This window comes from Desulfosarcina sp., assembly GCF_033791525.1.
In the GTDB taxonomy this organism is placed as follows: domain Bacteria; phylum Desulfobacterota; class Desulfobacteria; order Desulfobacterales; family Desulfosarcinaceae; genus Desulfosarcina.
Genome location: NZ_JASJGN010000218.1, coordinates 1 through 25,148 on the forward strand (window position 1 = coordinate 1; position 25,148 = coordinate 25,148).

31 protein-coding genes are annotated in these 25,148 nt (G+C 51.4%); 8 read left to right on the forward strand and 23 right to left on the reverse strand.

Annotation, left to right across the window (positions count from 1 at the left end):
• Nucleotides 1-410, forward strand: a 410-nt coding sequence (locus QNK41_RS10845) for a hypothetical protein (RefSeq protein WP_319256628.1), incomplete at its 5' end; no start/stop codon positions are given.
• A 345-nt stretch (nucleotides 411-755) separates the two neighbouring features.
• On the opposite strand, the gene QNK41_RS23040 is transcribed toward QNK41_RS10845, so the two are convergent.
• Both QNK41_RS23040 and QNK41_RS10850 read right to left on the reverse strand, forming a co-directional pair.
• The gene (locus QNK41_RS23040) at nucleotides 756-1,124 is read right to left on the reverse strand and encodes a PilZ domain-containing protein (protein ID WP_413815141.1); all 369 of its coding nucleotides are present in this window, start codon (nucleotides 1,122-1,124) and stop codon (nucleotides 756-758) included.
• 652 nt (nucleotides 1,125-1,776) lie between these two features.
• Entirely contained in the window at nucleotides 1,777-2,232 is a 456-nt protein-coding gene (locus QNK41_RS10850) for a GNAT family N-acetyltransferase (RefSeq protein WP_319256630.1), read from the reverse strand.
• Nucleotides 2,233-2,818: 586 nt separating this feature from the next.
• Here QNK41_RS10850 and QNK41_RS10855 point away from each other — a divergent pair.
• Nucleotides 2,819-3,181, forward strand: coding sequence for a PilZ domain-containing protein (locus QNK41_RS10855; RefSeq protein ID WP_319256633.1), 363 nt, complete (start codon nucleotides 2,819-2,821; stop codon nucleotides 3,179-3,181).
• Between the two features lie 903 nt (nucleotides 3,182-4,084).
• Entirely contained in the window at nucleotides 4,085-5,089 is a 1,005-nt protein-coding gene (locus QNK41_RS10860) for an aldo/keto reductase (RefSeq protein WP_319256635.1), read from the forward strand.
• Nucleotides 5,090-5,295: 206 nt separating this feature from the next.
• On the opposite strand, the gene QNK41_RS10865 is transcribed toward QNK41_RS10860, so the two are convergent.
• From QNK41_RS10865 to QNK41_RS10875, 3 genes are all read right to left on the reverse strand, one after another.
• The gene (locus QNK41_RS10865) at nucleotides 5,296-5,760 is read right to left on the reverse strand and encodes a hypothetical protein (protein WP_319256637.1); all 465 of its coding nucleotides are present in this window, start codon (nucleotides 5,758-5,760) and stop codon (nucleotides 5,296-5,298) included.
• A gap of 354 nt (nucleotides 5,761-6,114) precedes the next feature.
• Complete coding sequence (locus QNK41_RS10870) at nucleotides 6,115-6,447, reverse strand: PilZ domain-containing protein (protein ID WP_319256639.1); 333 nt, start codon at nucleotides 6,445-6,447, stop codon at nucleotides 6,115-6,117.
• Complete coding sequence (locus tag QNK41_RS10875) at nucleotides 6,444-6,728, reverse strand: integration host factor subunit alpha (protein ID WP_319256641.1); 285 nt, start codon at nucleotides 6,726-6,728, stop codon at nucleotides 6,444-6,446. The genes QNK41_RS10870 and QNK41_RS10875 overlap by 4 nt, the downstream gene beginning before the upstream one ends.
• Before the next feature lie 234 nt (nucleotides 6,729-6,962).
• Here QNK41_RS10875 and QNK41_RS10880 point away from each other — a divergent pair, with 234 nt between their 5' ends.
• Both QNK41_RS10880 and QNK41_RS10885 read left to right on the forward strand, forming a co-directional pair.
• Nucleotides 6,963-7,670: a hypothetical protein gene (locus QNK41_RS10880; RefSeq protein WP_319256642.1), complete on the forward strand. Its 708-nt coding sequence runs from the start codon at nucleotides 6,963-6,965 to the stop codon at nucleotides 7,668-7,670.
• 139 nt (nucleotides 7,671-7,809) lie between these two features.
• On the forward strand, nucleotides 7,810-8,031 hold the full coding sequence (locus QNK41_RS10885) for a hypothetical protein (protein WP_319256644.1): 222 nt from the start codon (nucleotides 7,810-7,812) through the stop codon (nucleotides 8,029-8,031).
• A 747-nt stretch (nucleotides 8,032-8,778) separates the two neighbouring features.
• Here the strand turns inward: QNK41_RS10885 and QNK41_RS10890 are convergent.
• From QNK41_RS10890 to QNK41_RS10930, 9 genes are all read right to left on the reverse strand, one after another.
• On the reverse strand, nucleotides 8,779-9,771 hold the full coding sequence (locus QNK41_RS10890) for a uroporphyrinogen decarboxylase family protein (RefSeq protein WP_319256646.1): 993 nt from the start codon (nucleotides 9,769-9,771) through the stop codon (nucleotides 8,779-8,781).
• A 328-nt stretch (nucleotides 9,772-10,099) separates the two neighbouring features.
• Complete coding sequence (locus QNK41_RS10895; protein WP_319256648.1) at nucleotides 10,100-10,546, reverse strand: CGGC domain-containing protein; 447 nt, start codon at nucleotides 10,544-10,546, stop codon at nucleotides 10,100-10,102.
• Nucleotides 10,547-10,738: 192 nt separating this feature from the next.
• Nucleotides 10,739-10,972: a DsrE family protein gene (locus QNK41_RS10900; RefSeq protein WP_319256651.1), complete on the reverse strand. Its 234-nt coding sequence runs from the start codon at nucleotides 10,970-10,972 to the stop codon at nucleotides 10,739-10,741.
• A 40-nt stretch (nucleotides 10,973-11,012) separates the two neighbouring features.
• Nucleotides 11,013-11,360: a NifB/NifX family molybdenum-iron cluster-binding protein gene (locus QNK41_RS10905; RefSeq protein WP_319256653.1), complete on the reverse strand. Its 348-nt coding sequence runs from the start codon at nucleotides 11,358-11,360 to the stop codon at nucleotides 11,013-11,015.
• 68 nt (nucleotides 11,361-11,428) lie between these two features.
• Entirely contained in the window at nucleotides 11,429-12,412 is a 984-nt protein-coding gene (locus tag QNK41_RS10910; RefSeq protein WP_319256655.1) for a hypothetical protein, read from the reverse strand.
• On the reverse strand, nucleotides 12,393-12,668 hold the full coding sequence (locus QNK41_RS10915; RefSeq protein WP_319256657.1) for a hypothetical protein: 276 nt from the start codon (nucleotides 12,666-12,668) through the stop codon (nucleotides 12,393-12,395). The genes QNK41_RS10910 and QNK41_RS10915 overlap by 20 nt, the downstream gene beginning before the upstream one ends.
• 15 nt (nucleotides 12,669-12,683) lie before the next feature.
• Nucleotides 12,684-13,907: a hypothetical protein gene (locus tag QNK41_RS10920; protein ID WP_319256659.1), complete on the reverse strand. Its 1,224-nt coding sequence runs from the start codon at nucleotides 13,905-13,907 to the stop codon at nucleotides 12,684-12,686.
• Nucleotides 13,908-14,005: 98 nt separating this feature from the next.
• The gene (locus QNK41_RS10925) at nucleotides 14,006-15,094 is read right to left on the reverse strand and encodes an MBL fold metallo-hydrolase (protein ID WP_319256661.1); all 1,089 of its coding nucleotides are present in this window, start codon (nucleotides 15,092-15,094) and stop codon (nucleotides 14,006-14,008) included.
• A 32-nt stretch (nucleotides 15,095-15,126) separates the two neighbouring features.
• Nucleotides 15,127-15,471 carry a cytochrome c gene (locus QNK41_RS10930; protein WP_319256664.1) on the reverse strand — a complete coding sequence of 115 codons (345 nt, stop codon included), beginning with the start codon at nucleotides 15,469-15,471 and terminating at the stop codon, nucleotides 15,127-15,129.
• A gap of 84 nt (nucleotides 15,472-15,555) precedes the next feature.
• On the opposite strand from QNK41_RS10930, the gene QNK41_RS10935 reads away from it, so the two are divergent.
• Both QNK41_RS10935 and QNK41_RS10940 read left to right on the forward strand, forming a co-directional pair.
• Nucleotides 15,556-15,720 (forward strand): hypothetical protein, encoded by a 165-nt coding sequence (locus QNK41_RS10935; protein WP_319256666.1) that lies wholly within the window; start codon nucleotides 15,556-15,558, stop codon nucleotides 15,718-15,720.
• 113 nt (nucleotides 15,721-15,833) lie between these two features.
• Nucleotides 15,834-17,246, forward strand: coding sequence for a sigma-54 interaction domain-containing protein (locus QNK41_RS10940; protein WP_319256667.1), 1,413 nt, complete (start codon nucleotides 15,834-15,836; stop codon nucleotides 17,244-17,246).
• A 48-nt stretch (nucleotides 17,247-17,294) separates the two neighbouring features.
• On the opposite strand, the gene QNK41_RS10945 is transcribed toward QNK41_RS10940, so the two are convergent.
• From QNK41_RS10945 to QNK41_RS10965, 5 genes are all read right to left on the reverse strand, one after another.
• Nucleotides 17,295-18,011, reverse strand: coding sequence for a spermidine synthase (locus QNK41_RS10945; RefSeq protein ID WP_319256669.1), 717 nt, complete (start codon nucleotides 18,009-18,011; stop codon nucleotides 17,295-17,297).
• 40 nt (nucleotides 18,012-18,051) lie between these two features.
• On the reverse strand, nucleotides 18,052-18,543 hold the full coding sequence (locus QNK41_RS10950; protein WP_319256671.1) for a toll/interleukin-1 receptor domain-containing protein: 492 nt from the start codon (nucleotides 18,541-18,543) through the stop codon (nucleotides 18,052-18,054).
• Nucleotides 18,544-19,026: 483 nt separating this feature from the next.
• Complete coding sequence (locus QNK41_RS10955; protein WP_319256673.1) at nucleotides 19,027-19,632, reverse strand: DUF922 domain-containing protein; 606 nt, start codon at nucleotides 19,630-19,632, stop codon at nucleotides 19,027-19,029.
• Nucleotides 19,629-20,267, reverse strand: a complete 639-nt coding sequence (locus QNK41_RS10960; protein WP_319256675.1) for a cyclase family protein — start codon at nucleotides 20,265-20,267, stop codon at nucleotides 19,629-19,631. The genes QNK41_RS10955 and QNK41_RS10960 overlap by 4 nt, the downstream gene beginning before the upstream one ends.
• A gap of 108 nt (nucleotides 20,268-20,375) precedes the next feature.
• Nucleotides 20,376-20,768 (reverse strand): hypothetical protein, encoded by a 393-nt coding sequence (locus tag QNK41_RS10965; protein WP_319256677.1) that lies wholly within the window; start codon nucleotides 20,766-20,768, stop codon nucleotides 20,376-20,378.
• 315 nt (nucleotides 20,769-21,083) lie between these two features.
• Here QNK41_RS10965 and QNK41_RS10970 point away from each other — a divergent pair, with 315 nt between their 5' ends.
• Nucleotides 21,084-21,533 carry a hypothetical protein gene (locus tag QNK41_RS10970; RefSeq protein ID WP_319256679.1) on the forward strand — a complete coding sequence of 150 codons (450 nt, stop codon included), beginning with the start codon at nucleotides 21,084-21,086 and terminating at the stop codon, nucleotides 21,531-21,533.
• Nucleotides 21,534-21,552: 19 nt separating this feature from the next.
• Here QNK41_RS10970 and QNK41_RS10975 read toward each other — a convergent pair whose 3' ends face one another.
• The 4 genes from QNK41_RS10975 to nuoE form a co-directional block, all read right to left on the reverse strand.
• Complete coding sequence (locus QNK41_RS10975; RefSeq protein ID WP_319256681.1) at nucleotides 21,553-21,696, reverse strand: hypothetical protein; 144 nt, start codon at nucleotides 21,694-21,696, stop codon at nucleotides 21,553-21,555.
• Nucleotides 21,697-21,746: 50 nt separating this feature from the next.
• Nucleotides 21,747-22,400 (reverse strand): 2Fe-2S iron-sulfur cluster-binding protein, encoded by a 654-nt coding sequence (locus QNK41_RS10980; RefSeq protein WP_319256683.1) that lies wholly within the window; start codon nucleotides 22,398-22,400, stop codon nucleotides 21,747-21,749.
• Nucleotides 22,401-22,516: 116 nt separating this feature from the next.
• Nucleotides 22,517-24,457, reverse strand: a complete 1,941-nt coding sequence (locus tag QNK41_RS10985) for an NADH-ubiquinone oxidoreductase-F iron-sulfur binding region domain-containing protein (RefSeq protein WP_319256685.1) — start codon at nucleotides 24,455-24,457, stop codon at nucleotides 22,517-22,519.
• Between the two features lie 153 nt (nucleotides 24,458-24,610).
• Nucleotides 24,611-25,132 (reverse strand): NADH-quinone oxidoreductase subunit NuoE, encoded by a 522-nt coding sequence (gene nuoE, locus QNK41_RS10990; RefSeq protein ID WP_319256687.1) that lies wholly within the window; start codon nucleotides 25,130-25,132, stop codon nucleotides 24,611-24,613.
• Nucleotides 25,133-25,148: the final 16 nt, after the last annotated feature.

Consider the following 25,148-nt stretch of genomic DNA (forward strand, 5'->3'; position numbering starts at 1 on the left):
CCGCGGACGAGCTAGAGCCGGCGGTAGAACAGGCTCAGATATTGGCCAAGGCCATGGCGGCGATAACGGGTTCTGGCGTCGCACTCGATCCCACAGGCCAAGTCGTGGCCTTTGGGGCGGCGATGGACGACAACCTCGCTACCGACCGTGCGCTGCAGATCTTTGTGGGTCTATCAAGTAGCAAGAAGCATCACAGCTCTGCTATGCCGGATCCACAGTCATTTAACGCTCACTTCGGCGACATGGATGCCGACGGTGATGACCTTGTGAGTTGGGACGAATTTTCTACTAATTTTCAGAATGCAGAACAGAAAGTATTCAACGCCATTGATTTGAATCAAGATGGCAATATAGACCATGATGAATGGCACGAGTTTAAAGCAGCCCATGGACTGAAACATATCGAATAGATTTTTCTTTTTTGTGAAAAGAAAAATTGTCCTACAAAAGACCCTCCCGATCCATATAGGAGGGTTTCCTATTCCAACTCTAAAACGAGTAGCTGAGCCCTTTCGCCGCAGCATTTTCAAAATATTCCCGCCAACCCGACATAATCTGAAGCTCAACTCAACAGACAATTCACGGGATGCGCCTTCATAGGGGTCTGTTTTCCACTTTTCTTGTATACGGTGGCGCTAAGATGAAAAATCCGCACGGGCTCCGACACTGAATATCAACGGCGACCCGGAATTACGGGAAAGTGTCTGGGGATGAAAGTTGGAGTGGTGAGACGGTGACGTGGCGAGGTAAATTTATCAGTAAACCGGGGCATAGAATTGGATGCCAACTTGATAATGAGGAACGTCCGCAACTGTAACTTCACTACACCATTTCACTTCTGCCAAGGTTATGGAGCGTAACCCTTCACAGAGGCCAGTACAGGGACCGTGGGGATGGAATTCCTTAACCCTGATATTAAGGGTTGACCCAGGTTGAAAGGGAAGCGTTGACTCGAAACACATGCCACCCTCACAATGATTCAGCGACTGCGCACTCAAGCCATTTCCTTTGTTAATATATGAAATCTCAATGGGTACGGAATATTCTCGCCGTTTATATGCTCTTTTTTCTTCACGACCATTCATAATAACCTCCTGGAGTGTGCTTCGAAGATATTTATCCATTGTGGCTTAACGGTCGAATTAAAAAAACAGTGGTAAAATTTTAAGACAAGCTCGCTCCCAAATGAAAACCTGAGTTCAATATGTCGCTGTTTTTATTCGTTCATGCTAAGTGTACTCCAATATAATCAATAGTGTCAAAACCTTTGATTCCCATTACAACCCTATTTCATATTTGAAAAGCACCGGTCCTTCAATCCGATACTTTTTTTCAAGACATCCACGAAAGCAGGGGTTGTGGTAGCATGTTGTGCGATGAATACGGGATATCCTACTCATCAGGCTGTCCAGTCAATGAGATCCACCTCCCCACCCACCACCGTCCAAAAAAATAGGCCACCGGTTCCCCAGAAGCCGCCACCACCAATCCATAAAACGATTTTTCCTAAACTTTGAACAGAATGTTCCGATAGATCATTTAACAGAGGGAAAACCCCATGGAATTGGATTGGTTAAAATCTGTACTGTTCTGAATCTCGCATCCCTCTAATGGGCAAGGCCCCACCATAGGCCCTGCCCATTCTTTATTTCCACCCCCTAAGGAAACAGTCTGATAGCATTGGACTAAAAAGGAAAATTATCTGGAAGGGTTATGACTTGGGCCCCGTGTTGTTATACTTAAGCGCTCGTATGAATCGCCAATCCTTCACTGACATCAAAGGATTCGTTCCAGGTTAATAATGGTTTTGGAGGGGCTAAATTGGTTGGCGCTAAAGAAATGCATCAATTTGGAATCATTTCTGTCGACCAAGATGTTTACTTTTTGAACGTTGAGATCTCTCAAATGATCCATAAACTCATTGATCAACCGCCCACCGATACCCTTGTGCTGACAACTGGGATCAACGCCGATGGTATCCAGGGTTGCTCCTTCCTGAGAGATACCGTATTCTCCCATATAGAGTTCCCCCATTACAAAACCCACCACCGTTCCATCACTTTCCTCAGCCACAAGTGACGTGGGCAGGTATTCTTTGGATCTAAAAAGCTTTTCAAACTTCAGTTCATAGTACTCCGGCCGGGAGGCCTTGAATACTTTCTCGTCAATGCTGACCACTGCGTCAAAATCGTCAGTATTCATGAGTCTAAATTTAATGGTGCTCTCGTTCATGGTGCCTCCTTTCACCTTAAGGTCGTTTTTTGAGATTAAACAAGGCAAGTTGAAAGGTTAACTACTGTTAATCAGAAGACCTTAGTTTTAAACGTGAGACACAATCTTATTTGATTGGTCAATCTTTTTTTTAGACAATAATTGAATGATAATGAGCAAATAGCTACATTTTGAGCATAGCTGAGATGTGCCAAATTTTGCAACCCTTATAAATTTTGACGAATTAGTCGCCGGTCAACCACCATTTACTGGGGAGTGATTCTTCCGGTTCAAAATCCATTCCTTAATTAATTTTCAAGTACCGCAACCATTTTAATTCATAAACGCAAACCACAAATTTTTGCAGTGGACTTTGCACTTTACATGCAAATCTTTTATACTCCGTAAAAATAATGATCTGCACCGCCACAGGCAGCGGGGTATCATCAAAGGATAGATTCGTTTATATCGTCGTAAGCGACGGGGTAATTGACCCCCCACCGTTGTAACCTGAGATTTATCGGAGGCGAAGTTAGCGCCTTCCTCTAATATTTAATGGGGCAATAGATCAAAGAACCCTTATAGGCCTAATTTTGAGGTTAGCCCAATGGCCGATATTCGAAGTGAAAAGACAAAGGTAAAAAACGAAAGAAGAAAAGATCCAAGGCTTGAATTTCATTGTAACGCAATGGTTCAGGGGATTGATGGTATTTTGACCATTACAGACATCAGTTTAGGCGGAATCTTCATAGAAATCGGCGAAATAGATAAAGTTGCAGTAGGAAAAATTGTGACCATTAATGTCAAGCTTCCGACTGAAACCCAGGCAGTTAGATTTAAAGCCAAAGTTATCAATAAAACAAATCGAGGCATAGGATGTCAGTTCATATCTCTTGATGACCGGGAAAAAGAAGCGATATGCTTGTGCTTCGAATATTTTAAGGACACGCTTCCTGCTGGATGTAAGTGATACTGCACTCTGCCTTAATTACGGCCAAGTTCGTGCCATTTTCGACAAGTATGGACTGGAAAGCGCAGGCTTTGACATGCCCCCAGCGTGGATTTATCTCAACTCGCCTTTATAGCGACGCGATTTTACTTTTAACTGATTGAACCCTCCCCGCGGCAAGCCGCGAGGAATGTTCTGCCTGAAACGGCAGTGCTGGGCAGCACCGGAAGGATAATAAAATCGATTTCCAATGCGCTCGCTATCGCGGTTCAAGCCCGGGGGCCAGATTTCTGCATAGTCGAGCTACTGGATCATCGGTCTGGCCTTTGGCGGCCTCATGCTCATGTTATGCTTTCGCTTCGGCCACGGTGGAAATGGGCCTGAGCCCTAACATCATGTCCTTTAAGTGGACTCCGTCAAGCTGCGCTTGCTGGAACCGGTTAGCTCTATGTTAATTGGCACTGGGAGGTCAATTCATATGACTCGAAGTATATTTCTTGGAAGTGTCCTCCTTTGCCTGCTTTGTGTTGGCCTAATACAAGTGTCAGACCCAAGCGTCTTTGGGATTCATGAGGAACCAGAGCGCATCATGTTTTATGGAGGCTCTGGCCTTATTGCCGGCCTCTCAGGGTTAGTCGCAGCGTTCAGTGGCATCTATCTGGTGGTGCATCGATTCGCGAGCATTTCTACCGGCCAACGGCGTTTCATGGTGGTAATAATTTTGATGGTTTTGCTCGCTGTATTGATCGCCTTTGTGATACGGTTTTACACGGCCTAATGAAACGTTTTTCTCTCATGCGCCACCTAACACTGCAGCCGGATCCAGTTAAGCAGAACCGCTGATGTGAGCGTTTTGTGTACAATAAAATTAATTTAATCTCCATCGAAACCTGCTATATCGCGGCAAAGCGATTGGAATGATATATGAACAGAAAGCAACTTGGTAACAGTCATCTATCAGTTACACCGATAGGCTTGGGTCTGGCCGCATTGGGACGGCCCGGTTATATTAATTTGGGGCATGGGGATGACTTGAATTACAATCACGATGTCACCGCGATGGAAGCACAGGCGCATAGCGTATTGGATTCGGCATGGGATGCTGGTATTCGCTATTTTGATGCGGCCCGATCATACGGAAAAGCGGAAGAATTCCTGCATTCCTGGCTTGTGAAACGGGGCATTACAGAGAAGGCGTGTACCATTGGCTCCAAATGGGGTTACACCTACACTGCCGATTGGCAGGTCAATCTACCAAAAGGGCAGAAGCATGAAGTAAAAGAGCATTCTCTGCCGGTCTTACAGCGTCAGATTATAGAAAGTAGGGCCTTGCTCGGTGGCCATCTCGATTTGTACCAGATTCATTCAACTAGCCTTGACAGCGGTGTTTTGGCTTGCGAGGCGGTGTTGCTGGAACTGGCTCGATTGCGTAACACCGGGCTGAGTATTGGTTTCTCGGTAAGTGGTACGCAGCAGGCGGACACGATCCGGCGTGCATTTGAAATTGAGTTTGATGGTGTTCTGCTTTTTTCAGCCGTACAGGCAACCTGGAATCTGCTTGAGCAGTCGGTTACGAGCGCTTTACGAGAAGCTCACGAAATTGGAATTGGTGTTATTGTAAAGGAAAGCTTGGCCAACGGCCGGTTGACCTCACGAAACGATTCTCCCGAATTTCAACGGAAGATGGCCTTACTGCAAGCACAGGCAGAAACTCAAAACGTCACAGTGGACAGCATGGCCCTGGCAGCGGTTATTAACCAGCCGTTTGTTGATGTGGTCCTGAGTGGTGCCACATGCGTCGATCATCTGAAATCCAACCTGAAAGCATTGAAGATAAAATGGAACGATTCATTGGCAGAGATGTTGGGTGCATTGGTGGAACCCGCCGACAGTTATTGGCAAATACGCAGCCAATTGGCCTGGAATTAAGGATTGCTTTCCGAAATGCCCTTCACCAAATGGTCATACTTTGCAGGAAGTTAAATTTTTAGTCAGAGTATAGGGACAGCACCTCATGAAGAACGCTGCTGATTCCAACGACCATTTAGGGTATTCCTTCAGATACCCTACACCTGCTGTGGCGGCTCATCGCTACTGATGCTCAATGACCAGGGCTTCTATGCCAGAACATAATATTACCGATAACTCTCCGGATTCTTATACAGCACCTTGACGGTGCGGTTTTGTTGATCGACATTGATGCTGGGAAAGTGCAGGCTGGAAAACCAGATGCCGACAATTGCACCATCGGGGTCCAAGATGTTGAATCCATATGGATCGTACCGATCCTTGCCGTAGATGTTTGAGCTCATCTTCCGCATCTGCTCCGGCTGTGGCTCGAAGGCGATCCAAAAGGATGATGGAATCATATAACTCGGATCAATGCCCATAATCGCGTAAGGCATGGTCTCCTTGCCCGCGTAAAAGTAATTTAGCTCCTGCGGGACTGAGCCGCTTCGAAAGGCATGGCTGACCTGAGCATCTCGGCTGAATCGGCCGTAATTCTCAAGACATCCACTGAGACCGACAATCAAGGCAGCCATAGCCAACAGCTTGAAGCAGAGTCCACGGCATTTCGAAAAATAAGAGGGAACATTCACGGCATTCTCCATGATAAAGGTTCGAACTGTTGACAATAAAAATAGTCACGAACCGCCACGATACAAATCTGCATGGCCACTAATTCAGATCCCATATGTAGGTTTCAAATTTTTTAGGAGATCAAGCTCTGTGAATGCCCTGTATCCAGTCAAATAACGAACGGCGGTTTAGATAAAGAATATTTCAAGATTACTCCATACAACCCACCGTTGCATGCAGGTACGTGCCTTATTTTGAACCAGGCCTGATCAGCGACATCTTCGTTTACCCTTTCGTTTTAAAACGATCCGAGAGCGCCTGTCGTCTGACCCATTGCCGGTGGTTTTTAAGTCGAGAAAGATGAATATGAGCGTTTACCCTGGTTGATCTTGCTCAATGTCGAGATGAGGGACTTGACCATTCAGGCAGATTTTCTCTTCAACCGGATTGTCAAACATTACGGCAAACCCACGGTACTGAGACCTTATCACCGTACCCGGCACGCTGGGCTTTTTGTCAAAAGCCAACACCGGGAACCGGAGGCTGATCCGTTGTCCATCTTTAATTGTTCGTCGGGTGACAATGTAGATACCGCCTGCGCTCACGTTCCTGACCAAATCCCGATATGTTCCTGACTTGAGAGTATATTTCGCACTGAACAGGGCGGTGTGGCGAGGATACCGGCGTCGGTTGGCAATAGTTTTCATTTTTTATTCACCTTGTTCCGCAACTGACCAGAGCACTTGAAGGTCACGACACTCCTCGGTTTCAGCATCAGATCATCTCCGGTGGCAGGATTCCGACCTTTCCGTTCCTTTTTTTCCTTCACACAGAATTTGCCGAAACCGGAAACAAGGACATCATCACCAACTTCCAGGTTGGCCGTGATGAGTTCGAGAAGAAATTCAGCGGTCTCCAGGGATTTGTTTTTAGGAAAATCGAGTTGGGCCTGGATCTGTGCTACGATGTCTTTCTTCGTCAGTGCCATGGGTGGATCTCCGTATCAGCTATGGTGATGGTGGGTTGTGGGACACGTATACGTTTGCAGAGATTCCTATTCTTGTCAAGGGCTTGGTATCGCTTGACAATATTGACTGTTCGGGATTAATCTCACAGCGCCATCCTGATCGATTCACCCAATCGCCTTAAACCCAAAATTTAAATGCCGATGGCCTGGTGAGGGGTAAAGCGCACTGACCGGGTCTGGCGTGAGGATGGACCGTTGATAAATGACCAAAGTCTGAAAAGAAGCGCGACATGTCTGCTGGCAATTTGGATCAGTGCCTTCCCGTCATTAGGATGGGCATGGCACGATGAAACCCACATCGCTATCGCCAAAGCCGCCGGTTATGAAAAATGGTTCAATGCCGCGGGTGCCGACATAACCAAGATCAAAGCGGGTGACATCGAAAAAAGGAACCACTATGTCTACAACCCGCCGGCCACCATCGTCACCGCTGAAAATGTCCTAGATCAGGCAGGTCGCTACAACGTGCCCCATGACACGAAGGGCCATCTTTATGGAGCGATCATTGCCGCGACCAGAGAATACCGCACAACGACCCAATCGGGAAAATACGCTGAATACCACATGGCCTTTTGTGCGCACTATGTCGGTGATCTTTCCCAGCCGCTGCATAACATCCGATACACTCCCTACAACCAGCAATATCACACTGCCACGGATGGCATTATCAATCATGAGGTGCTTTACAATCTGCCACTGATCGAAATTTATCCCATAGATATTCGTTCTGAGATGGATCTGGCCAAGGAAATTGCCAGGGTTGCCAACCTATCACTCAAGCTGGGGTACCGATTGGAAAAGGAAGGACGGATGCTCTCCAGGCAGGAGGCTTATGAGCAGATCAGCCATAGTGCATCGCTTTTCCAGGCAATCTTAACATTTGTAAATAGATCGGGGAGGTGATGGGTGTATGGTGGAGTCAAATGGAAACACGGGCTGAAATCAACCTACCCGTATATGTATGCGAGTTGAAACCCGGCAACGCCCTGGCCTTAAGCCAAAACTTTTTTTGAGATCGGTTCAAATAAACAGGAGAAAGATCATGCAAACTTGTCAATTTAACGATTTCCTAAAAGTTCTCGAGCCCTGGCTTGATCGTGATTACATCCGTAAAGTTTATCTGACTGACCAGGATCATTTGGTGTTTTTTTTCACCGATGGTGGTCAAAAAGCCTACCATATAGATGACTGCACCAAAGCCCAGCTTAAAACAATCCTCGCCGATATCCGTGAAAAGGGCATTCCCGTCGAAAAAGCTGAATGACCGGCTGGATCTGCCGGCTGTCAAACCCCGACAACCATGGATTTTGCAAATAAACATACCGATGGTTGTCATTGCGGCTAAAGCTGGGGCGCATCGCATCGCGTTTGCACGATCCAGAAAAAGACGGGATACCGGATCAGGTCGGGCATGAGGCCGACGGCACATTGGGTTGCCGGAGAAACAACCTGCCGGTATATCCGCACTGAATCAACAGTCCCCCACCAATGGGTAGTTATTCCCTATCACCATACGGTTAGCCGGCTCACACTGCCTCTATCGTAATGTGCCATACATTATTTTCAGAAAATTTCGGACCGTGCACGTTGGGACAATATAATGGCCGAAATTAAAGTTAATAGTTGTTCCGGCGATAATTAAAATCAAGACACGCTGATGCCGGCAATCTAATTTTGAATCTGAAAATTCCGACAAGCACCTGAAATGAAATCCGGGAATCGATGTGATGGGACAATAAAAATGAAACGTCTTAAAAAAGCCATATTATTGCCGGTAAGAACCATGGCATATCGTTGGAATCGCTTACATACCTATTATTGGGCTGACAAGAAATTGCATGAACTGAGGACGATATACGTGATGCCTAAATTTTATTATCGTTGGTTGTACCGGACCTGCTTGTGGCTGGCTGAGAATAAAAAATTCAGGCGCCTGGCTGACCGGGCAATCCATACGATTCCCTATCATGTGCGTTTTCATGTGGCTTGACGGTTGGAAATCCATTGGAGATCACCCCTTGCGTGATAGTTCTTCGAGCAGATGCCGATACAGTCGGTAATGCGCGAACGGGACGGTACTGCGTGGTCTGTCATCGAGGCAGGGAAGGTAATGACCGCTTTCAAGAAGGTCCGGCACCGTCCCCTCCACAGCCTTTCTCACGGCCGCCTCATCCCGGGCCAAAGCAGTTGCGTCAATCCCGCCGATCAGGGCGATTTCAGTTCCGAATTGACGACGAAGCTTGGGATATTCCATGCCAGCACTGCGGATGTTGCTGATCCAGAGGCCGTTGATGCCGGCGTTGATGAGAGATGGTAGGAGCGAGGTCAAGTCACCGCCGGTGGTGCATAGAATGCGTAGCGGAACACGATGCTTGGTTAACAGGTCGATGACTTTCCTGTAGCCGGGTATGGCGAAGCGTTCAAACATCGCTGGGGAAACCACGGGTGCATGGTTGGAGGCAATGGGTTCATAAAAGGAGGCATAGTCTACCGACACTTTTGAAAGCACCCTCTCGAGGCAGTCACAGTAGAAATCTGTGGTTCGATTAACCAGGCCCTCCACCATCTGAGGCCTTTTCATCAGCGCAACACACGCAACACGCAGAGTGTCCCAATCTCCCACCCCCAACATCTGCAAGAGACCGCCTCCCGAGGCATCCACATAGAGTACGCGGCCTTGTTGATGATTGCGTTGGCTTAGTTTGACAAAGCTTCTCGCATACCGTGATCGCTGGTCCGGATGGTAATGCCGGTTGAAAGCGGACGGGTCATGGAGCAGACCCGGTGCTGTTCGATAGAAGGGGTAACTGTGCAGCGTTAGTCCGACGGAGTGGTGCGTCTCCAGGCTGAAATAGGTCGAAAAGGACTGCTCCCGGGGAAATCCCTCCCGGTACCATCTCCTGAGCGTCTCCTCATCAGGCTCAAGGTCGAAAAAAGGAAACCTGTCCGTGTCACCACCCAAAAGGGTCCTTAAAAATCGTTGCCTCTGGGTAATTCCACCCACTATGACCCCCGGCCGTTGCTCAAAGGATTACGGGAAAATCAGATAAATCTGACTCGTACCCAAACTGAGCGATTGTCGAGCTTGCCGCAGATTCAAGGCAGATGTCGACGCGCTATAGTGGACTATGCGCGGCGATATCTAACGCCGAAGATGGGGTGAGATCGGCAAACCCAATGGGTTTCATCTTTTGAATACAACCATCGATGGTACCCGACCGTGATCGTTACCAATCGACCTTCTTCGAGAAAGGTGAATCGCTCAGTTTGGGTCGTAATAAACATACTAAAGAAAGATCCCAACGGTCAAAGAATAGTTGGCGTGACTGAACTTAATCGTAATTTGCCCGTGTCAATTCATCACTCAGGGTTGGCGCGATCAGTGGCTGCCATACAGCGTCTTTCCATGTCCCTAAATGAGTGTGCATATCCAGATACTTTTTCGGTATGGGGTGCGTACCGACGACGACTTCGATCGCATACCGTTTTTCAAGGAAGGCTTTGAATGTGTCGATATGGGGACAGGGGGGATAACCAACCACAAGGCCGGTAGCTAAATGGACGACCGTTGCGCCATTTTTCACCATCTCTTCGCCGGCATATTCGATGTTTCCACCCGGACAGCCATCACAGGTTGTAAACCCGACCAACTCAACGTCGAGGCCCGCGTAAATGCTGAACGCACCTTCCTTGTTCCTCATCGCTCGCAAACACTTTCCGCCGGCACACCGACGGTAGCGATCGCAGATAATTATGCCAATCTTTTTTTTTGAATTCAAATCATCTCCGTTCAATTCTCAGTCAGTTTTCACGATATTAGGCGGGTCATGAAGCAGACTCAGGCCAAATGGTTTTCAAAAATTAAACACTTTCGCTTCGGCAGCCAAATCTATCAAATGGGGTGCACCATCGAGGAGCATGTTCGAAAAGAATTTTTTCTCGTCAACCTGACGATTCTTGGCACACGGAATTCAAACGCCAATGGGGACTTGGTTCTCGACCAGGTAAGGCAGATAATCATTCGGGCAATCTCCGGTTGTCGTGTTGACATTCAGATCTCTTGCGGAATCAGCCCAATTCACACCATTGTCGATAAAAAACAGATCCGCCTGGTGTCCTTTTGAATGCGCTATTTTAGCAAATTGAAAACACCGCGTTGCCGCCTCATTGTCATCTCTGCTCAGGACGAATAAAAAATTAGCCATACGCTACCTCCTTTTGATTATAAAATTGATGCCATAACGTTCAACCATCAGATTGAAATCCAGGCATCCGGAAACAGGGGGCATCAAGGCGGTTGCACAGAAACGCCTCTGCGACCTGCTGGACATCACCGGCAATGCCACAGATCAGCCGGATACCGGCAACTTGAAGCATCCTGTCAAACCCTTCGCTGATTCCGCAGCAGATAACGGCATCGGGGTTCAGCTTTTTTACCATCTCCATCCGCTCGGATGGGGCGTACATATCAAAAGCCACCTCCCGCCGATCGACTTCGGTTTGCCCCTCGTAATCGATAATCAACAGACGGGTGCAGGTATCCAGCACCGGTGAAACTCTATGACGGAATATGGGTATGGCGATCCTAATCATTTCCCATCACCCAAATGAACCTGCAGATGGCGGTTAAACCTTACCATGGCCCTGGCTGTCACCTACGATCAATGGCACCCGCAAGTTGAGGCCAGGTTTGATGAGTACGCGGTCTCGGCCAGGGACCACCAGAGCGGGTTGATCGGTGCGCCTTCAACCGTTGGGAGAGTTGCCAACTTCCCGGAGTGGTGCAGATGACCGCAGGGAAACGCCTGGTCCAATAGGATCTCCACCTGGCCCGGCTCCGCTTCCGGCTCCAGGACATCCGGTTCATTTAAACCAATCCCCCTATCAGGACGGTTAGGGGATGCAAAAAAAACCGATGCGGCCAATCGATGGACTTCCGGCGAATCCAGGCACTCAAATGTATGGGCGCCGGTATACATGTATTCGAAACCCGGTGAACGCGTGATGCGCAAACGGACCGGCTTGGTCTTGCTGTAGAAGGCATACATGCCTATCAGGCGGTCAAAAACAGGATACCCCAGTTGCCAGCCCGGCACCGATCGGCCGATCTCACCTTTACGGTAGCATCGGCTTTTTCCGATCAGATCGAAATGCTGTACCGTTTCTTCGGGGTAGACCCAACGCAGAGTATCCAGGCTTTCCAGGGTAAAACACGCCATCGTGTCATCCTGATTCACCCGGTATTCCATGGCGGCGACATTGAACAGGGAATCGTGAATTCTCTGCATGTCTTCAAATCGGGGGGTATGGGTGTCATCGAAAAAACGGCTCCGGCTCAACACCTGTTCCTCGTATGAGAAGGTGTCAAAAACGGTCGTGTTGGGAAATGGGTAGCACTTGATAGAAAAGAAACCCTGTTTGTTCAACGGATTATTTTCATCGTTCATGGCGTCTGACAGTTGAAGGCGGTAGACGCCATGGGCATCCGACAACCACAGATACCAGGCCGGAACCTCCCCCCAGATCTGACTGACCGCCTCCATTCCCAGCAGATCCTTCAACTCGTCGACCCATGAGGTGGTTACCAGCATACCATTGACTTTATTCTGAAAGAAACTCTCGCAATCAGTTCCCGTATCCACCATGTTTTTCAAACAACTCCTTTACAATTTCATTTTTCTCTCGCCCCTCTGTGTCGATGCCGTGCTGATGGGCGGTCTCGATTAAAATGTCATCCGGGTAGGCCAGGGTCAGGGCATAACTGGATTCATATGATTCAAAAAACTCATCAAATGCCAGCCTCTGCTGGGCTTCTTGCAAACCCTCCCCGAAGCTTTCAACGACCTTTCCGATCTGCCTGAAAAAGTATCTTCTGCAGAATGTTCTTTTACTCTTGTCCATTGCTTTTGTTCCACTTTATCTTTTTTTGAGCGGCCACCCCTCGAAAAAATCCGTCTGGACCATGATGACGCTCAAAAAGAGAATGGTCCATACCAGCGATGTGTCACCGGGCTGGGCAACGCCGGGCACCTTGGCCAGGAAGAAGGTCGCCAGGGGAGAGTAATAAAACCAGTAAAACAGCATGCCGCCAGCCATGGCGAGTATGGTTCGTATGGCGGCGCCCACCCACAGGCTATTCAGATTGGGAAAATTATTGAAATAATGTTTCAAAATAAACGCCGCCAGGATAAAGAATCCGCAGATTTCCCCGGCATGGATGAATCGGAAATCCGGGCCATCGGTGTACTGCCCGCCCATAAACGCTTCATCCCAAAAATAGTTCATGATCTGCATCAAAACGAAAAGCACGATGACGCCCAGGACAAAGGTGACGATAAAGACAACCACCCCTTTGGCCCAGGTAGATTCACCCTCCTTTTCAAGATATTTCCAGGGATACCCGTCCCACAGCAGATCCGATGCCACGATCCAGAACAGTACACATAGGACCAGACCGAGCCCGAAAAAGGCACTGCCCGTACCGGCAAAGTCCGCCCACCAGGATTCCACACCGGCCTTGTCCTGAGCCGGGTAGAAAAGATAGCAGACGTGGGGATGAAACAGGAGTATGTAAATGATACTGCTGAAGAAAGTTACGGCAAACAATCTTGACCAGGCCGTCACACCCCGATCGTCGTTTTGCCAGGGCCATCGGTCAAAACCGGTGCTCCAGAAAAGCGCTACGAGTAAAAAGGCAGTGAAGTAGTAGACGATGGCGGTGGATGCGTTTTCTCGGGCATTAAATATTTCAGCACCCTGACCACCCGAAGCAATGATCGATTGCGGACTGAAATAAGCGATGCCGAATTTGCCGATAAATCCCCAGAAAAAAATGTAAACCAGAAAAAGCATCAGCAAAACGGCAACGACGGTCATGGCTATCCCCCGCTGGACCGGTCCGAATCGTTGCGTTGAAACTTCCGGGAACGGATAGCCGCCGGCAACGTTGTTCAACAGCACGATGGCGGCAAGAAATCCAACCACCAGCGAAAAACCATACATGGGGGTGTACAGTTTCATCACCGTATTGGGATTCATGAAAACATACCACAGCAGCCACACAATACAAAAAACCGCCACCAGGTTGATCAATCCGAAAAAATAATTGAATTTTTGCCCTGTTTGCGCAGTCGTATTCATCTGCTCGACCCTCCATCAGGACAGCGAGGGGATAGGTGATGGTGAGATCAACGATTCCCCTGGTCTGTCCTGTCTATAAGGCATCCTTTAAAAGGCAGTTAGAAAATAACGTGGTCACCGTTGGTGAGAAAAGCATTGCTCGCAGTGGCCACGGTAGACTGCCTTTTGTACGATTTGTATTTATCGGTGCCTTTGACAACGGGGATACCAGCGGCGGCGGCTTTTTCAGCCCAGATCCATCCGGTGCAGTGATTGCAGGCAAGCTTTTGAATCTTGAACGCCTTGACCCCCTTGATGATGTCGTCAAACTTTGGATCCCATGTCTCAAAGAGCGTAATATGCAAACCACCGTAACAACCGTAGGGTTTATATCCCTCAAAATTTTTGCGGGCATAGGAGAACAGAGATAGGAGCCCCGGATGGCAGCAGCCGGTCACCGTGACGATCCCCTTGTCCTTGACATTGAAATAAAAGACATTTTCTCCCCTTACCCGTAACAGGATGGGAACGTCGAAATTCCTTATGGCAACCCCCGGCATGGGGTTATAGATACCATCTTTCTCGCCGTCCGGATCGCAGAGGATCAGCTTTCCAGTATGGGGGACATCATTCTTGCAAACATGGACATCCTCGCCCTCCTTGTTTTTGGCCGTCAGATGCGCGCCCTTGAGCAGCGCCATGTCTTCCGGATAATAGGTCTTGGGCGCATACATGGTGATATCGGGTTTGTGCTTCAAGGTCGATTCGATCCCCCAGTAGTGGTCCAGATGCCAGTGGGAAATGACCATGAACTCGATCTCGCCGCTTTTCAACATGGCGGGGATGTTGTTCTTCTCGTAAATATAGTCCACCCAATCGTTGTTCCACCCGGAATCCAAAAGAATTTTTCTCTCTTTTCCCTCCAGAGTCGTCACGGTCAAAAGGGCCATATAGCCGCCGGCATTGTCCCAATCCCACGGGATATTATACTGGTTGGTCATTGCCCCGCCGTAATCCAGCATGTGTTTTTTCAAGTTGTCATTGTCGAACCAACTGGTCTCGCTGAGTACATCCACGCGCACACTTTTGACTTCGCCGAAATTTATCTTTTTGCGCGCCCTGGCCTCGCGGGTCAGCGCCCCCGCACCGGTCAAAGAAGTCGCAACGCCCGTTGCCGCCAAAGATTTTAAAAAGGTTCTTCGTTTCATTGATCTTCCTCCGATTGCGTTATTGGTTTTGATCAGCCTGCTTCTCTTTCCATCCCCTTGCGCAGATCGTAGAGCAGGTCGATGATCATGTCGCTTTCCTCCGCCGTCAGGTCGAGCCCGTAACCGTGCATCACCTGGACGACGAGATGCCAGTCGTCACGTGTTCGACCCGGTTTCTCTGGATCGGCAACGGAAAGGTGACATCCCAGGCACTTGCTTTGATAGAGCGTATAGGCTTTCTCATCCATCATCTTCTTCGAGCTTTTAGTCTCCTGCATGGCCACGCCTTGACCTCCGAAGATGAGTGATCCGCAAACCAAGACCCCGGCAAGGAAAATCGTCCATACGACTCTTTTTCGAACCCACGCGCTTTTCATTGTGATACCCCCTTTTCCGTTGGATGATCGAGATGGTTGATGGAAGCATATGGTTTGCCTAATCCCCTACGTTGCAAAAACAACATGGCCAAATCAGCCCTATCCTTCGATTGCACCATCGGTGATAACCAGAAGTTGGTGCATGGCCTGTGGCGACAACATTTACCAGCGGTCGGTATGAAGAAAGAAGATCTGCCCAGAGTACCTACGCAAAAAGCGTACTATATCGGCGGACGAAAAGACGATTAATTCCATCTATCCGGATTTAAATGAAATTTCAAAATTAGCTTGATTATGGGTTCGCTGATATTCTATACAGAGGGAACATTTTTAATCTTTAAGCTACAAACTATGGGAACTAAATGAACCCAAACAAACCGCGACCCGGCCAACACGTTGAAAGATCCTTTTCGATATCGAAAAATGATCATCCGGCTTTTGGGGGGAAGGCATCATCCGACGAATGCCTTGACGATCAATATCAAATCATACTGGACAACATCACGGACGGTGTATACGCGATCGATTTGAACTGGCGCGTCACCTACTTTAATCGCGCAGCGGAAAAAATTACCGGCATCCCCGTAAAGGAAGCCATCGGCCGCTCCTGCTTCGAAGTCTTCCGCAGCAATGTTTGCGAAAGCAATTGTGTTCTCCGCGAAACCCTGGATACCGGTTCCCCGATCATCAACCGACCCATCTATATTGTTCGTGCCGACAAAAAACGGATCCCCATCAGCTCCACGACAACGCTGTTGAAAGATGGCAAAAAAAACGTCATCGGGGGTGTCGTGACCTTCAGGGATTTGAGTGATATCAGTGAACTGAGAAGGGCGTTGTTCAAGCAGCATTCATATGAAGATATCGTGAGCAAAAGCGCCGGCATGCACAAAATTTTTTCAATCCTGCCGCAAATCTCCCAAAGTCACAGCACAGTATTGATTCAGGGAGCCAGCGGCACGGGGAAAGAACTCGTCGCCCGCGCGATTCACAACAACAGCATGCACAAGAATGGCCCTTTCTTGGCCGTCAACTGCGGGGCGCTGCCGGACACGCTGGTGGAATCCGAGCTTTTCGGTTACAAGGCGGGGGCTTTCACCGATGCGAAAACCAACAAACCCGGAAGGTTCGAGCAAGCCCGTGACGGGACCCTTCTGCTGGACGAGATTGGTGACATATCCTCGGTCATGCAGGTCCGTCTCCTCAGGGTTCTTGAAAATAAAACCTTTGAACCGTTAGGTTCCAACCAGCCGATAGGCACCAACGCCAGAATCATTGTCGCCACGCATCACCATCTCGAAGAGCTGGTTGAAAAGGGAACATTCAGGAAGGATTTATACTACCGGATTAATGTGGTGAAGCTATCCCTGCCGCCACTGGCGGACCGCAAGGAGGACATCCCCCTGCTGGTGGATCATTTCATGGAACACTTCAACCGTCTGACGGGAAAAAACATTGCGGGCATATCCCAGAGAGCCATCGCCACACTGATGCTGCATGAATGGCCAGGCAATATCCGCGAGCTGGAAAATGCCGTCGAACATGCGTTTGTTCTCTGCCGGGAAGATATCATCCGCGTTGCCTGCCTTCCGGACCACATCCTTCCGCCCACCGCACTGAACCCGATTGCACCGGGCTTGACGCTAAAGGAAATCGAGCGACGGGCCATCCAACAGGCGCTTGACAGAAACCGGGGGAAGAAGGTGGCCACGGCCAAAGAACTTGGAATAAACAAAAACACACTTCGCCGCAAAATACTTCGGTTGGGCATCTGAACTGTCAATCCAAGAGCGGCTGCGGCGCTTTTTCACCTCAGCTGCCTGTTAGCCGCAATACGCCAGATAAACCCCATTGGCGGTCACCACCCGCAGCAGGGGATTGTCAAATTGAACCGTGTGGCCCTCGGCGCTGGCAAAAACAGCAGAAAGCATTTCAACAAACGCATCTTCCGGCGGATCGTTGGACCAGAGGGCGAAGATGCCATGGGGCTTTAGGAACGATTTAAGCCGACGCATGCCCGCTTCTGAATACAGGTCCGCGTGACTGCGCTGCAGCCAGAATCCCGGGGTGTGGTCGATGTCCAACAAAACGGCGTCAAACCGGGTGCCCTTCTCCTCCGGATCAAAACCATCACCGCGGACCAAGGCAAAAAAGTCGGCATGGTGGTATACACAGCGACCGTCATGGGTCAGCGTTTTTCCGTTGGGCACCATACCCCGACGGTGCCAATCGATAACCGGTGCCAGGGCTTCGACGACGACCAGGCGCTTCACCTGATTGAATTGTAAGGCAGCAGCAGCCGTGTATCCCAAACCCAGACCGCCGACCACGACGTCCCACCCCGCCCCGCCCAACGCCCCCAGGCCGATGTCCGCCAGAGCCACTTCTGAGTCATGGAACAGGCTCGACATGAGATATTCATCGCCGAGTTTGACCTCGTATACCTCGCGGCCATCGAGGGACAATATACACCGACGCCGAAGAACCAGTTCCCCCATGTGGGTTTTCTGGCAATCGAGTTCTTCAAAATTTGATTTCATGGGCAATGCTCAGGCCTTTGAAGGACAGGCAGCCGAGATACTAAGCGATTTCTTCCGCCATTCCATCTATAAAATTCTCCACCTCACGCGAATCCAATTTCTCGTTCCGCAATCCGCGAAAGTCCTTCATCTGTGAGTCGCTCACCGCCAGAGAAGCATGGTTCAGTTTTTTATTGATCTCGGATTCTATACCGTCTTCTTTAAATGTGCTCTTGAACGCTTTACACGTTCTGAAGTATATAGGAAGTATTGTTTTTCTCGCAGCGCGTGCCATCTGCAGCTCGAACATGCACATCCGGCTATTGAAGTAGGAAGGAGTCACAATCGCTACGAATCCATCGGACGCGTTAATCAGGCGCTCGATCTCTTTTCTCCATTCAACGCCCCATTTCAGTGAAAACCTGTCGAAATAGATTTCACAGTCTTTCCCGACAACTTGTGACAGCACCGTTTCAAATGCCTGTTGCAGATTGGACACCTTCCTCGACGGAGATTTGTCGTCACGCCGCGCATAACTCCAGAAAATCTTCATGGGTCAATTTCCATCCTGAAAGCCCTGACGATTGGTATTTTGCGGATTCGTTCAAATATTGATACCCAAACTGAGCGATTGTCGAGCTTACCGCAGATTCAAGGCAGATATCGTCGCGCTATAGGGGACTATGCGCGGCGATAGCTAACGCCGAATATGTAGTGAGATCGGCAAACCCAATGGGTTTCACCTTATTGAATACAACCATCGATGGTACCCAACCGTAATCGTTACCCATCGACCTTCTTCGAGAAAGGTGCATCGCTCAGTTTGGGTGATAGTTACCAGCGACTAACGACGGGGAATGCACTGGCTATCGCGGCTTAAAAGCGTTTCCAGGCTGTGGCGATGAGCCCTGGACCGCACAGAGCTTTTAACCCCATCATTGCGAATCCTGACGGCGGAGGCAAGCATAAATCATCGGCTGTTTTCATATAGGGGTAAAAATCAAGCATCAGACGGTCAGGCATGGTCGTCGGACGATCAAGGGAATCGGGCACCGTCCCGTTCTCCATAATTGGTATCAGCATCGTATTGGGCCTCGTGGCGGGCATACCGGGCGATGATGTCCCGGGCCAATGCGTTGGCCTCTACCTCAAGCTGATCACAGGACGATCGATCACCCATCTGTGAAACCCGCCGCTCTATGTTTCGAGCTGCATCCATGCCCAACGCCACGTGTCCCGCTTCGTGCTCGACCAAGGCGATCATGTATCGTTCCCATTGGTCGACCTGTTGCGGCGCCAATTTACCCGTATTCTCCAGGCGTGGAAAAGTCTGCCAAATGCGGATCACGGTGGTGACGTTGGTGATCCGGCAGGTGCCGTCTCCATCGTAGGCCCACCAGAACTGCCAGTCGACATCCCACTTCGTGTAGGCATCGAACGGTTTGCCATTATGTCGGACGGGGGTATTCCGGTCGAGGTTTTGCCTGATCTGCGCGGAGGTCTGTCCAACTGCGGGATAGTAGCGCTTCTGGATGATGATTTCCGGCTCCGCGATGGCATTCGGCAGAAATGCTAACCAAAGGACCAGGAGGGCGGCTGCCGTACCCAAAGTGGTGGATCGAATCCTTTTGCCCACAATCATGATATGATGGCCACAGCGCGCACCGGAGAGCCGTCGGCATCCCTGATTTTCAAGGGAAAGCCGGCAAACAGAAAGGACGGGGTCGGCACGGCTTCCAGGTTGGTCAGATTCTCCACGAGAACCACCCCGGCACCCAGCAGGATGTTGTGGACCGGCAGGTCCACTGCATCCGCCGGATCGGCTGAGATGGTGTCCATACCCACACCCTTCAAATCCATATGGGCCAGCCATCGGGCGGCATCCGGGGTGAGCACCGGATAACCGGAGAAATAGTGGTCATTCCCCCAGTATCGGCTCCATCCGGTATGAAGAACGATAAATGCATGCTCGCGGATGGCATCTGCGTGGGGTAGCAGTTCCTGGAGATCGACGCCTGCCTTGCCTGCCCGGGTACAATTCAGCAGAAAGGCATCCCCGAAAAAGGTCTCTACCGGCAATTGATCCAGCGTCTTAGCCCCGGCGACGATGTGGGCCGGGGCGTCCATATGGGTGCCGGTGTGCGAGCACAAGGCGATCTTCTTCTCACGATAGCCATCCGTCTCGATGGAGGCCCTCTCTTCGAATACCGGGAGTTCCGTGCCCGGGTACAACGGCATATCCGCTTCCAGAAAGTGACTCAGATCAATGATTGCCATCGCTTCCGATTCCATATCCGATCCACCGATGGCGGATGAGTGCTGGCCCGCCTATGGTGAGTTGGAGGTTCATGTTTACACGATCAGCCATCGGTCTTTCCATCTGTTTTATTTAGAAAATTTTATTGATGCCGCCGCTACGATCCCCCACACCCAGTTGTACACCAGGACGAAAGCCGGGGTCCACATGCCCAGGCCCATTCCGGCCAGCCCTTTGTTGGCCTGGTAGGGGAAAATGAAAAACAGCTGAACCGCAGTCGGCAGAAGACTCAACACGGTCCCCTTGAGCAGGAAACGGGATTTCAAAAAGGGCAGCACGAACAACAGCCCCCAGATGCCACCCCAGACAATCCGCGGGTAGAGCCAAACGGGTGTAAGGGATGGTGCAATGGATACGCCGGCCCACCGGGCGATGCCCAATTCGCCGAACTGCCAGACCGCGAGACTGTTGGCCAATGCGCCCAGGCAACCGGCCGAAAAACAGACCATCATTTTTTTCATTCGAACCTCCAACGGTTCCCGTTTCCGTTAACCAAACCAATGGTGCCATCCAAAGGGGAAAAGAACACCAGCGTTCCTGTTCAATTGAAGATAATAAGATTAAAATACCTCGTTAAATTAATCATTTAAATCCCGATGTCATGGCCCTGCAACGGGCAGTGGCGTTGTCGGATGGCCAACCGGGAATGTGTCGGGAACGGCAACGCGCCATTGACTATTGCATGAAAACCCGTCTCGGGTTAAACTATTTTTGAAAACCGGTGAACATCCGCGAACCGGGTTGACAGGGAACCGTATGATCAGGAGCCTTTTCCCATGGCCCAGTGGAATATGCCAGTTGAACCCGATGAACTGCTTTATGCCCTTAAAGTGGGCAATGCGGCAGCGCTGAATCAAATGCCGCTGAAGCATACGCCGGGCCAGGGTCTGGAAATCGTAGACGAGGAGACCGGACAGGTACAGACCGTCCATTTTGCGGACAATGCCGTCAACCGGTTCGGCGTGGCCATCGCCCGGGAGTTCGACAACATGGGCTCCAAATTTTTCTCGCTGATGACACGCATCGGCGCACTGATGCGCCTGCTCGAGCACGATCGGGCAAAGCCCTACGTCGAGCAGGAAGGGGATTTCACCAAAATCCGCAACGCCATGATCGAAACCATGGCGTCGTTTCCCATCTCACCCGAGGGTTTTGTGGACGTGGACAAGTTTTTCAATCATCTGGAAATCGCCAGGAAAAACAGGCCCCGTGAGACAAACAATTAACGGTAGATCGCATGTCCATTCATTTTTTCCAGGCCCCTAACAGGTCTTCCACCGCGGCCACCAGCAGCTGGATATCGAAAGGCTTGAAAAAAGAGTAGTCCACCACCACCCACCACCCGCGTGGCGATCTCCAGGTAATCCTCCGGGCCGATGCTTCCCCCACCGGATATGATGAGCCACATCATCATCATTCACCAGAATTCTGGCGATGGGTTAACCGTCACCTTCCGTCCGTTGCACCAACGCCCCGGTGGGGCAGGCGTCGAGGCACGCCCGGCACGACAGGCAGTCCGCCGCCACAACCGGGTCTGCATCGAAATAACCGACCACCGTATCGAAGCCCCGGCCGGCAAAACTCAACCGGGACAGCGGGTGCTGCTGCCGGCAAATCCGGACACAAATGCCGCACAACACGCACCGGTTGGGGTAATAGTCCAATACTGGGTGGCGGGAGTCTACCTCCGGTTCCTTGAGTACCCGTTCGAAGGGTTTGCATCCCAACCCGGTACCCAGAAACGCGGCAATCGTCTGCAGCTGGCAGGCACGGTTGGCCGGGCAGGGTTTGCATTCCACCCGGTGAACCGAGAGCAGGAGTTTAAGCGCCGTTTTTTGAAGACTGCGGACCGCCTCGGTGGCGGTGTGAACCGTCATGCCGTTTTCCACGGTCACCGCGCAGGCGGCTAGAGGCTCACCGAGGCCGTCGATCTCGACGAAGCAGAGACGGCACGCGGCCGGGGCGTCTGCCGGGGTGTCCCCTTCCAGCCAGCACAGGTGGGGAATGTAGATGCCGGCCGACAGGCAGGCGGACAGCACGCTGTTGCCTGCAGGGGCCTGGATGGTTCGGTCATCCACAGTCAGGGTAATCATACTCTCGCTTTTATCCTTTATTGTAATAGTTCACGGTTATCGATTCACCGCTTTTTTCAATAAACCGCTATCTTCGGGTTTTTTACCGTAAAACTATGGCTGCAATCCGTGAACGGTTACCCTTTTTTCTCCGCCGGCCGCTCGATGATGGGCGCCAGGTGGGTCGGCGAGATCTTCACCACCGCATCGTAGTCCGGCGGGCAGGCCACCATGCATTCGCCGCACTTGACGCACAACTTCTGGTCGATGCCTTTTTTACGGTTACTGGTGGTGAACACCGCCTCTACCGGACAGCACCCCACGCAGGCATCGCAGCCCCGGGCACATTTATCCAGATCGATGTAAAAGGCGGTCAGCGTCCGGCAGGTGCGCCCCGGGCAGCGGCCTTCCTTGACATGCGCCTCGTATTCGTCCCTGAAATAGGCCAGGGACGTGAGCACCGGATTGGGGGCGGTCTTGCCCAGCCCGCACAAAGAGCCCTGCTTCACCGCCAGGCTCAGCGTCTCCAACTGCTCCAGGTCTCCCTCACGGCCCTCGCCGCGGGTCAGCCGACGCAGGATATCCAGCAGGTGGCGGGTGCCGATGCGGCAAAAGGTGCATTTGCCGCAGGACTCCTTCTGGGTGAAATCCAGAAAATAGCGCGAGACGTCGACCATGCAGCAGTCCTCGTCCATCACCACCATGCCGCCGGAGCCCATCATGGCACCGGCCCGGGCCAGGGCGTCGAAATCCACTGGCGTGTCGAGAAAATCGGCGGACAGGCAGCCCCCCGACGGCCCCCCGATCTGCACCGCCTTGAACTGTTTCTTGTTGGGAATGCCGCCGCAGATGTCGAAGATCAGCTCGCGCAGGGTCACTCCCATGGAAATCTCTACCAGTCCGGGATGGGTCACGTTGCCGACCACGGAGAAAACCGCCGTACCCGGACTGTCTGCTGTACCGATGCCTCGGAACCAATCGGCCCCCTTTTCCACAATGGGCGGCACCGTGGCCAGGGTCTTGACATTGTTGATCACCGTGGGCCGGCCGTCCAGCCCACGCTCCACCGGGTAGGGCGGGCGGTGCCTGGGCATGCCCCGGTAGCCCTCCACCGACCGAATCAATGCGGTCTCTTCACCACAGACGAACGCACCGGACCCCTGGAACAGGTCGATGTCGAAATCCAGTCCGCTGCCCAGGATATCCGTGCCCAGAAAACCCATTTGCCTGGCCTGTTGGACAGCAGCGTTCAGAATCCGCACCGCCAAGGGATATTCAGCTCTCACATAAAACAGGCCCCGGGCGGCGCCCACGGCTTTGGCGGCGATGATCATCCCCTCGATGACCTGGTGGGGGTTGCTTTCCAGCAGGGTGCGGTCCATGTAGGCGCCGGGATCGCCCTCGTCGGCGTTGCAGACGATCAACTTGTCGCTGCCCGATGCCGCCCGCGCCGCCCGCCATTTTCTGCCGGTAGGAAATCCCGCCCCGCCGCGTCCCCGCAGCCCGGCCGCCTCGATTTCGGCAATCACCGTTTCCGGCGTCCGGCAAAGGGCGGTGGCCAGGGCGCAGTATCCACCGTCGGCAACATACTCATGGATCTGTTCCGGGTCGATTCGTCCGCAGCGGTCCATGATCACCCGCTTCTCGCGGCTGAAGCGGGCGAACTCCATCACCGAAGGAATCATCTCGTTTTCCACGGTGGCCCCCAGGACGTGCTCGAACCGCGGGTCGCCCTCTTCCAGAAACAGCTTGACCAGCATCCTGGCCTTGCCTGGCGTCACCTCCGGATAGAGAATGGGCGGGAAACCCGAATCCGGGTAGTCGATGACCACCACCGGTTCGGCGTAGCAGTGACCCACGCAGCCCACCGTGTGCACATGGGCGTCGATGCCCCGCTCGGCCAGGGCCGTTTCGAAGGCCGCCTGAGTTTCCAGGGCACCGGAGGCAATGCCGCAGGTGGCCATGCCGATATGAATTTTGGGCAACGGACTCTGATCGAATTGCTCCCGCCGCAACCGGGCTTCGTCGGCTATAGCCTGGTAGGCCGCTTGAATTCTCTCCTTAATATCTACTGTCATTCTTGATATACCTTAAACAACCTCTTATCAGACGGTTTCGTATAAAAGGCCGAGATCAAGGCTTGCAAATCCCGGGGAAGGAGGCGTACTGATCGTTCTCCGCACTGGCGAGGGATGACACATAACACAGATATCGGCTTTTTTACGGAACCGTCATGATTTGGCAGCCTCCCTTTGCGCCTTTTCCTTTTCTATACGGACCCGCAGGACAAGCCCCTCCACCTTGCTGGGGGCCATGTGTCCGTGAAGGGTCTCGCCCACCAGGGCCACCGGTGCCAGGGCACAGCAACCCACACAGGCCACCCGCTCGATGCTGAATTCGCGATCCTCGGTGGTTTCGCCTTCCCGAATCTCCAGTTTCCGCTCGAAATTCTCAAGGATGATCTCACCGCCGCGCACATGACAGGCCGTTCCCATGCATACCTTCACCGGGTTTTTCCCCGGCGGGTTGAACCGGAACTGGTTGTAGAAAGAGGCCACCCCGTATACTTCGGATCGGGTGACGGTCAGATGGTCGGCCACCAGGGATAGGGCTTCGTCGGGAAGATAGCCCAAGGCCTTCTGGGCCATCTGAAGCAGCGGGATTAGCTGGCCCCTGCCGGTGGGAGAAGCAGCGATCTGCGGTTGTAGGGCTTTCAGGTGCAATTCGTCTTCAGCGCTAAGGAAAAGCTGCATGGTCACGTTTCAGCAT

Coding starts and splice junctions, on each gene's coding strand:
- QNK41_RS23040 (WP_413815141.1), bottom strand. CDS start 1,124: ATGGATAAATATCTTCGAAGCACACTCCAGGAGGTTATTATGAATGGT.
- QNK41_RS10850 (WP_319256630.1), bottom strand. CDS start 2,232: ATGAACGAGAGCACCATTAAATTTAGACTCATGAATACTGACGATTTT.
- QNK41_RS10855 (WP_319256633.1), top strand. CDS start 2,819: ATGGCCGATATTCGAAGTGAAAAGACAAAGGTAAAAAACGAAAGAAGA.
- QNK41_RS10860 (WP_319256635.1), top strand. CDS start 4,085: ATGAACAGAAAGCAACTTGGTAACAGTCATCTATCAGTTACACCGATA.
- QNK41_RS10870 (WP_319256639.1), bottom strand. CDS start 6,447: ATGAAAACTATTGCCAACCGACGCCGGTATCCTCGCCACACCGCCCTG.
- QNK41_RS10875 (WP_319256641.1), bottom strand. CDS start 6,728: ATGGCACTGACGAAGAAAGACATCGTAGCACAGATCCAGGCCCAACTC.
- QNK41_RS10885 (WP_319256644.1), top strand. CDS start 7,810: ATGCAAACTTGTCAATTTAACGATTTCCTAAAAGTTCTCGAGCCCTGG.
- QNK41_RS10900 (WP_319256651.1), bottom strand. CDS start 10,972: ATGGCTAATTTTTTATTCGTCCTGAGCAGAGATGACAATGAGGCGGCA.
- QNK41_RS10905 (WP_319256653.1), bottom strand. CDS start 11,360: ATGATTAGGATCGCCATACCCATATTCCGTCATAGAGTTTCACCGGTG.
- QNK41_RS10910 (WP_319256655.1), bottom strand. CDS start 12,412: ATGGTGGATACGGGAACTGATTGCGAGAGTTTCTTTCAGAATAAAGTC.
- QNK41_RS10915 (WP_319256657.1), bottom strand. CDS start 12,668: ATGGACAAGAGTAAAAGAACATTCTGCAGAAGATACTTTTTCAGGCAG.
- QNK41_RS10920 (WP_319256659.1), bottom strand. CDS start 13,907: ATGAATACGACTGCGCAAACAGGGCAAAAATTCAATTATTTTTTCGGA.
- QNK41_RS10925 (WP_319256661.1), bottom strand. CDS start 15,094: ATGAAACGAAGAACCTTTTTAAAATCTTTGGCGGCAACGGGCGTTGCG.
- QNK41_RS10930 (WP_319256664.1), bottom strand. CDS start 15,471: ATGAAAAGCGCGTGGGTTCGAAAAAGAGTCGTATGGACGATTTTCCTT.
- QNK41_RS10935 (WP_319256666.1), top strand. CDS start 15,556: ATGGCCAAATCAGCCCTATCCTTCGATTGCACCATCGGTGATAACCAG.
- QNK41_RS10940 (WP_319256667.1), top strand. CDS start 15,834: ATGAACCCAAACAAACCGCGACCCGGCCAACACGTTGAAAGATCCTTT.
- QNK41_RS10945 (WP_319256669.1), bottom strand. CDS start 18,011: ATGAAATCAAATTTTGAAGAACTCGATTGCCAGAAAACCCACATGGGG.
- QNK41_RS10950 (WP_319256671.1), bottom strand. CDS start 18,543: ATGAAGATTTTCTGGAGTTATGCGCGGCGTGACGACAAATCTCCGTCG.
- QNK41_RS10955 (WP_319256673.1), bottom strand. CDS start 19,632: ATGATTGTGGGCAAAAGGATTCGATCCACCACTTTGGGTACGGCAGCC.
- QNK41_RS10960 (WP_319256675.1), bottom strand. CDS start 20,267: ATGGCAATCATTGATCTGAGTCACTTTCTGGAAGCGGATATGCCGTTG.
- QNK41_RS10965 (WP_319256677.1), bottom strand. CDS start 20,768: ATGAAAAAAATGATGGTCTGTTTTTCGGCCGGTTGCCTGGGCGCATTG.
- QNK41_RS10970 (WP_319256679.1), top strand. CDS start 21,084: ATGGCCCAGTGGAATATGCCAGTTGAACCCGATGAACTGCTTTATGCC.
- QNK41_RS10980 (WP_319256683.1), bottom strand. CDS start 22,400: ATGATTACCCTGACTGTGGATGACCGAACCATCCAGGCCCCTGCAGGC.
- QNK41_RS10985 (WP_319256685.1), bottom strand. CDS start 24,457: ATGACAGTAGATATTAAGGAGAGAATTCAAGCGGCCTACCAGGCTATA.
- nuoE (WP_319256687.1), bottom strand. CDS start 25,132: ATGCAGCTTTTCCTTAGCGCTGAAGACGAATTGCACCTGAAAGCCCTA.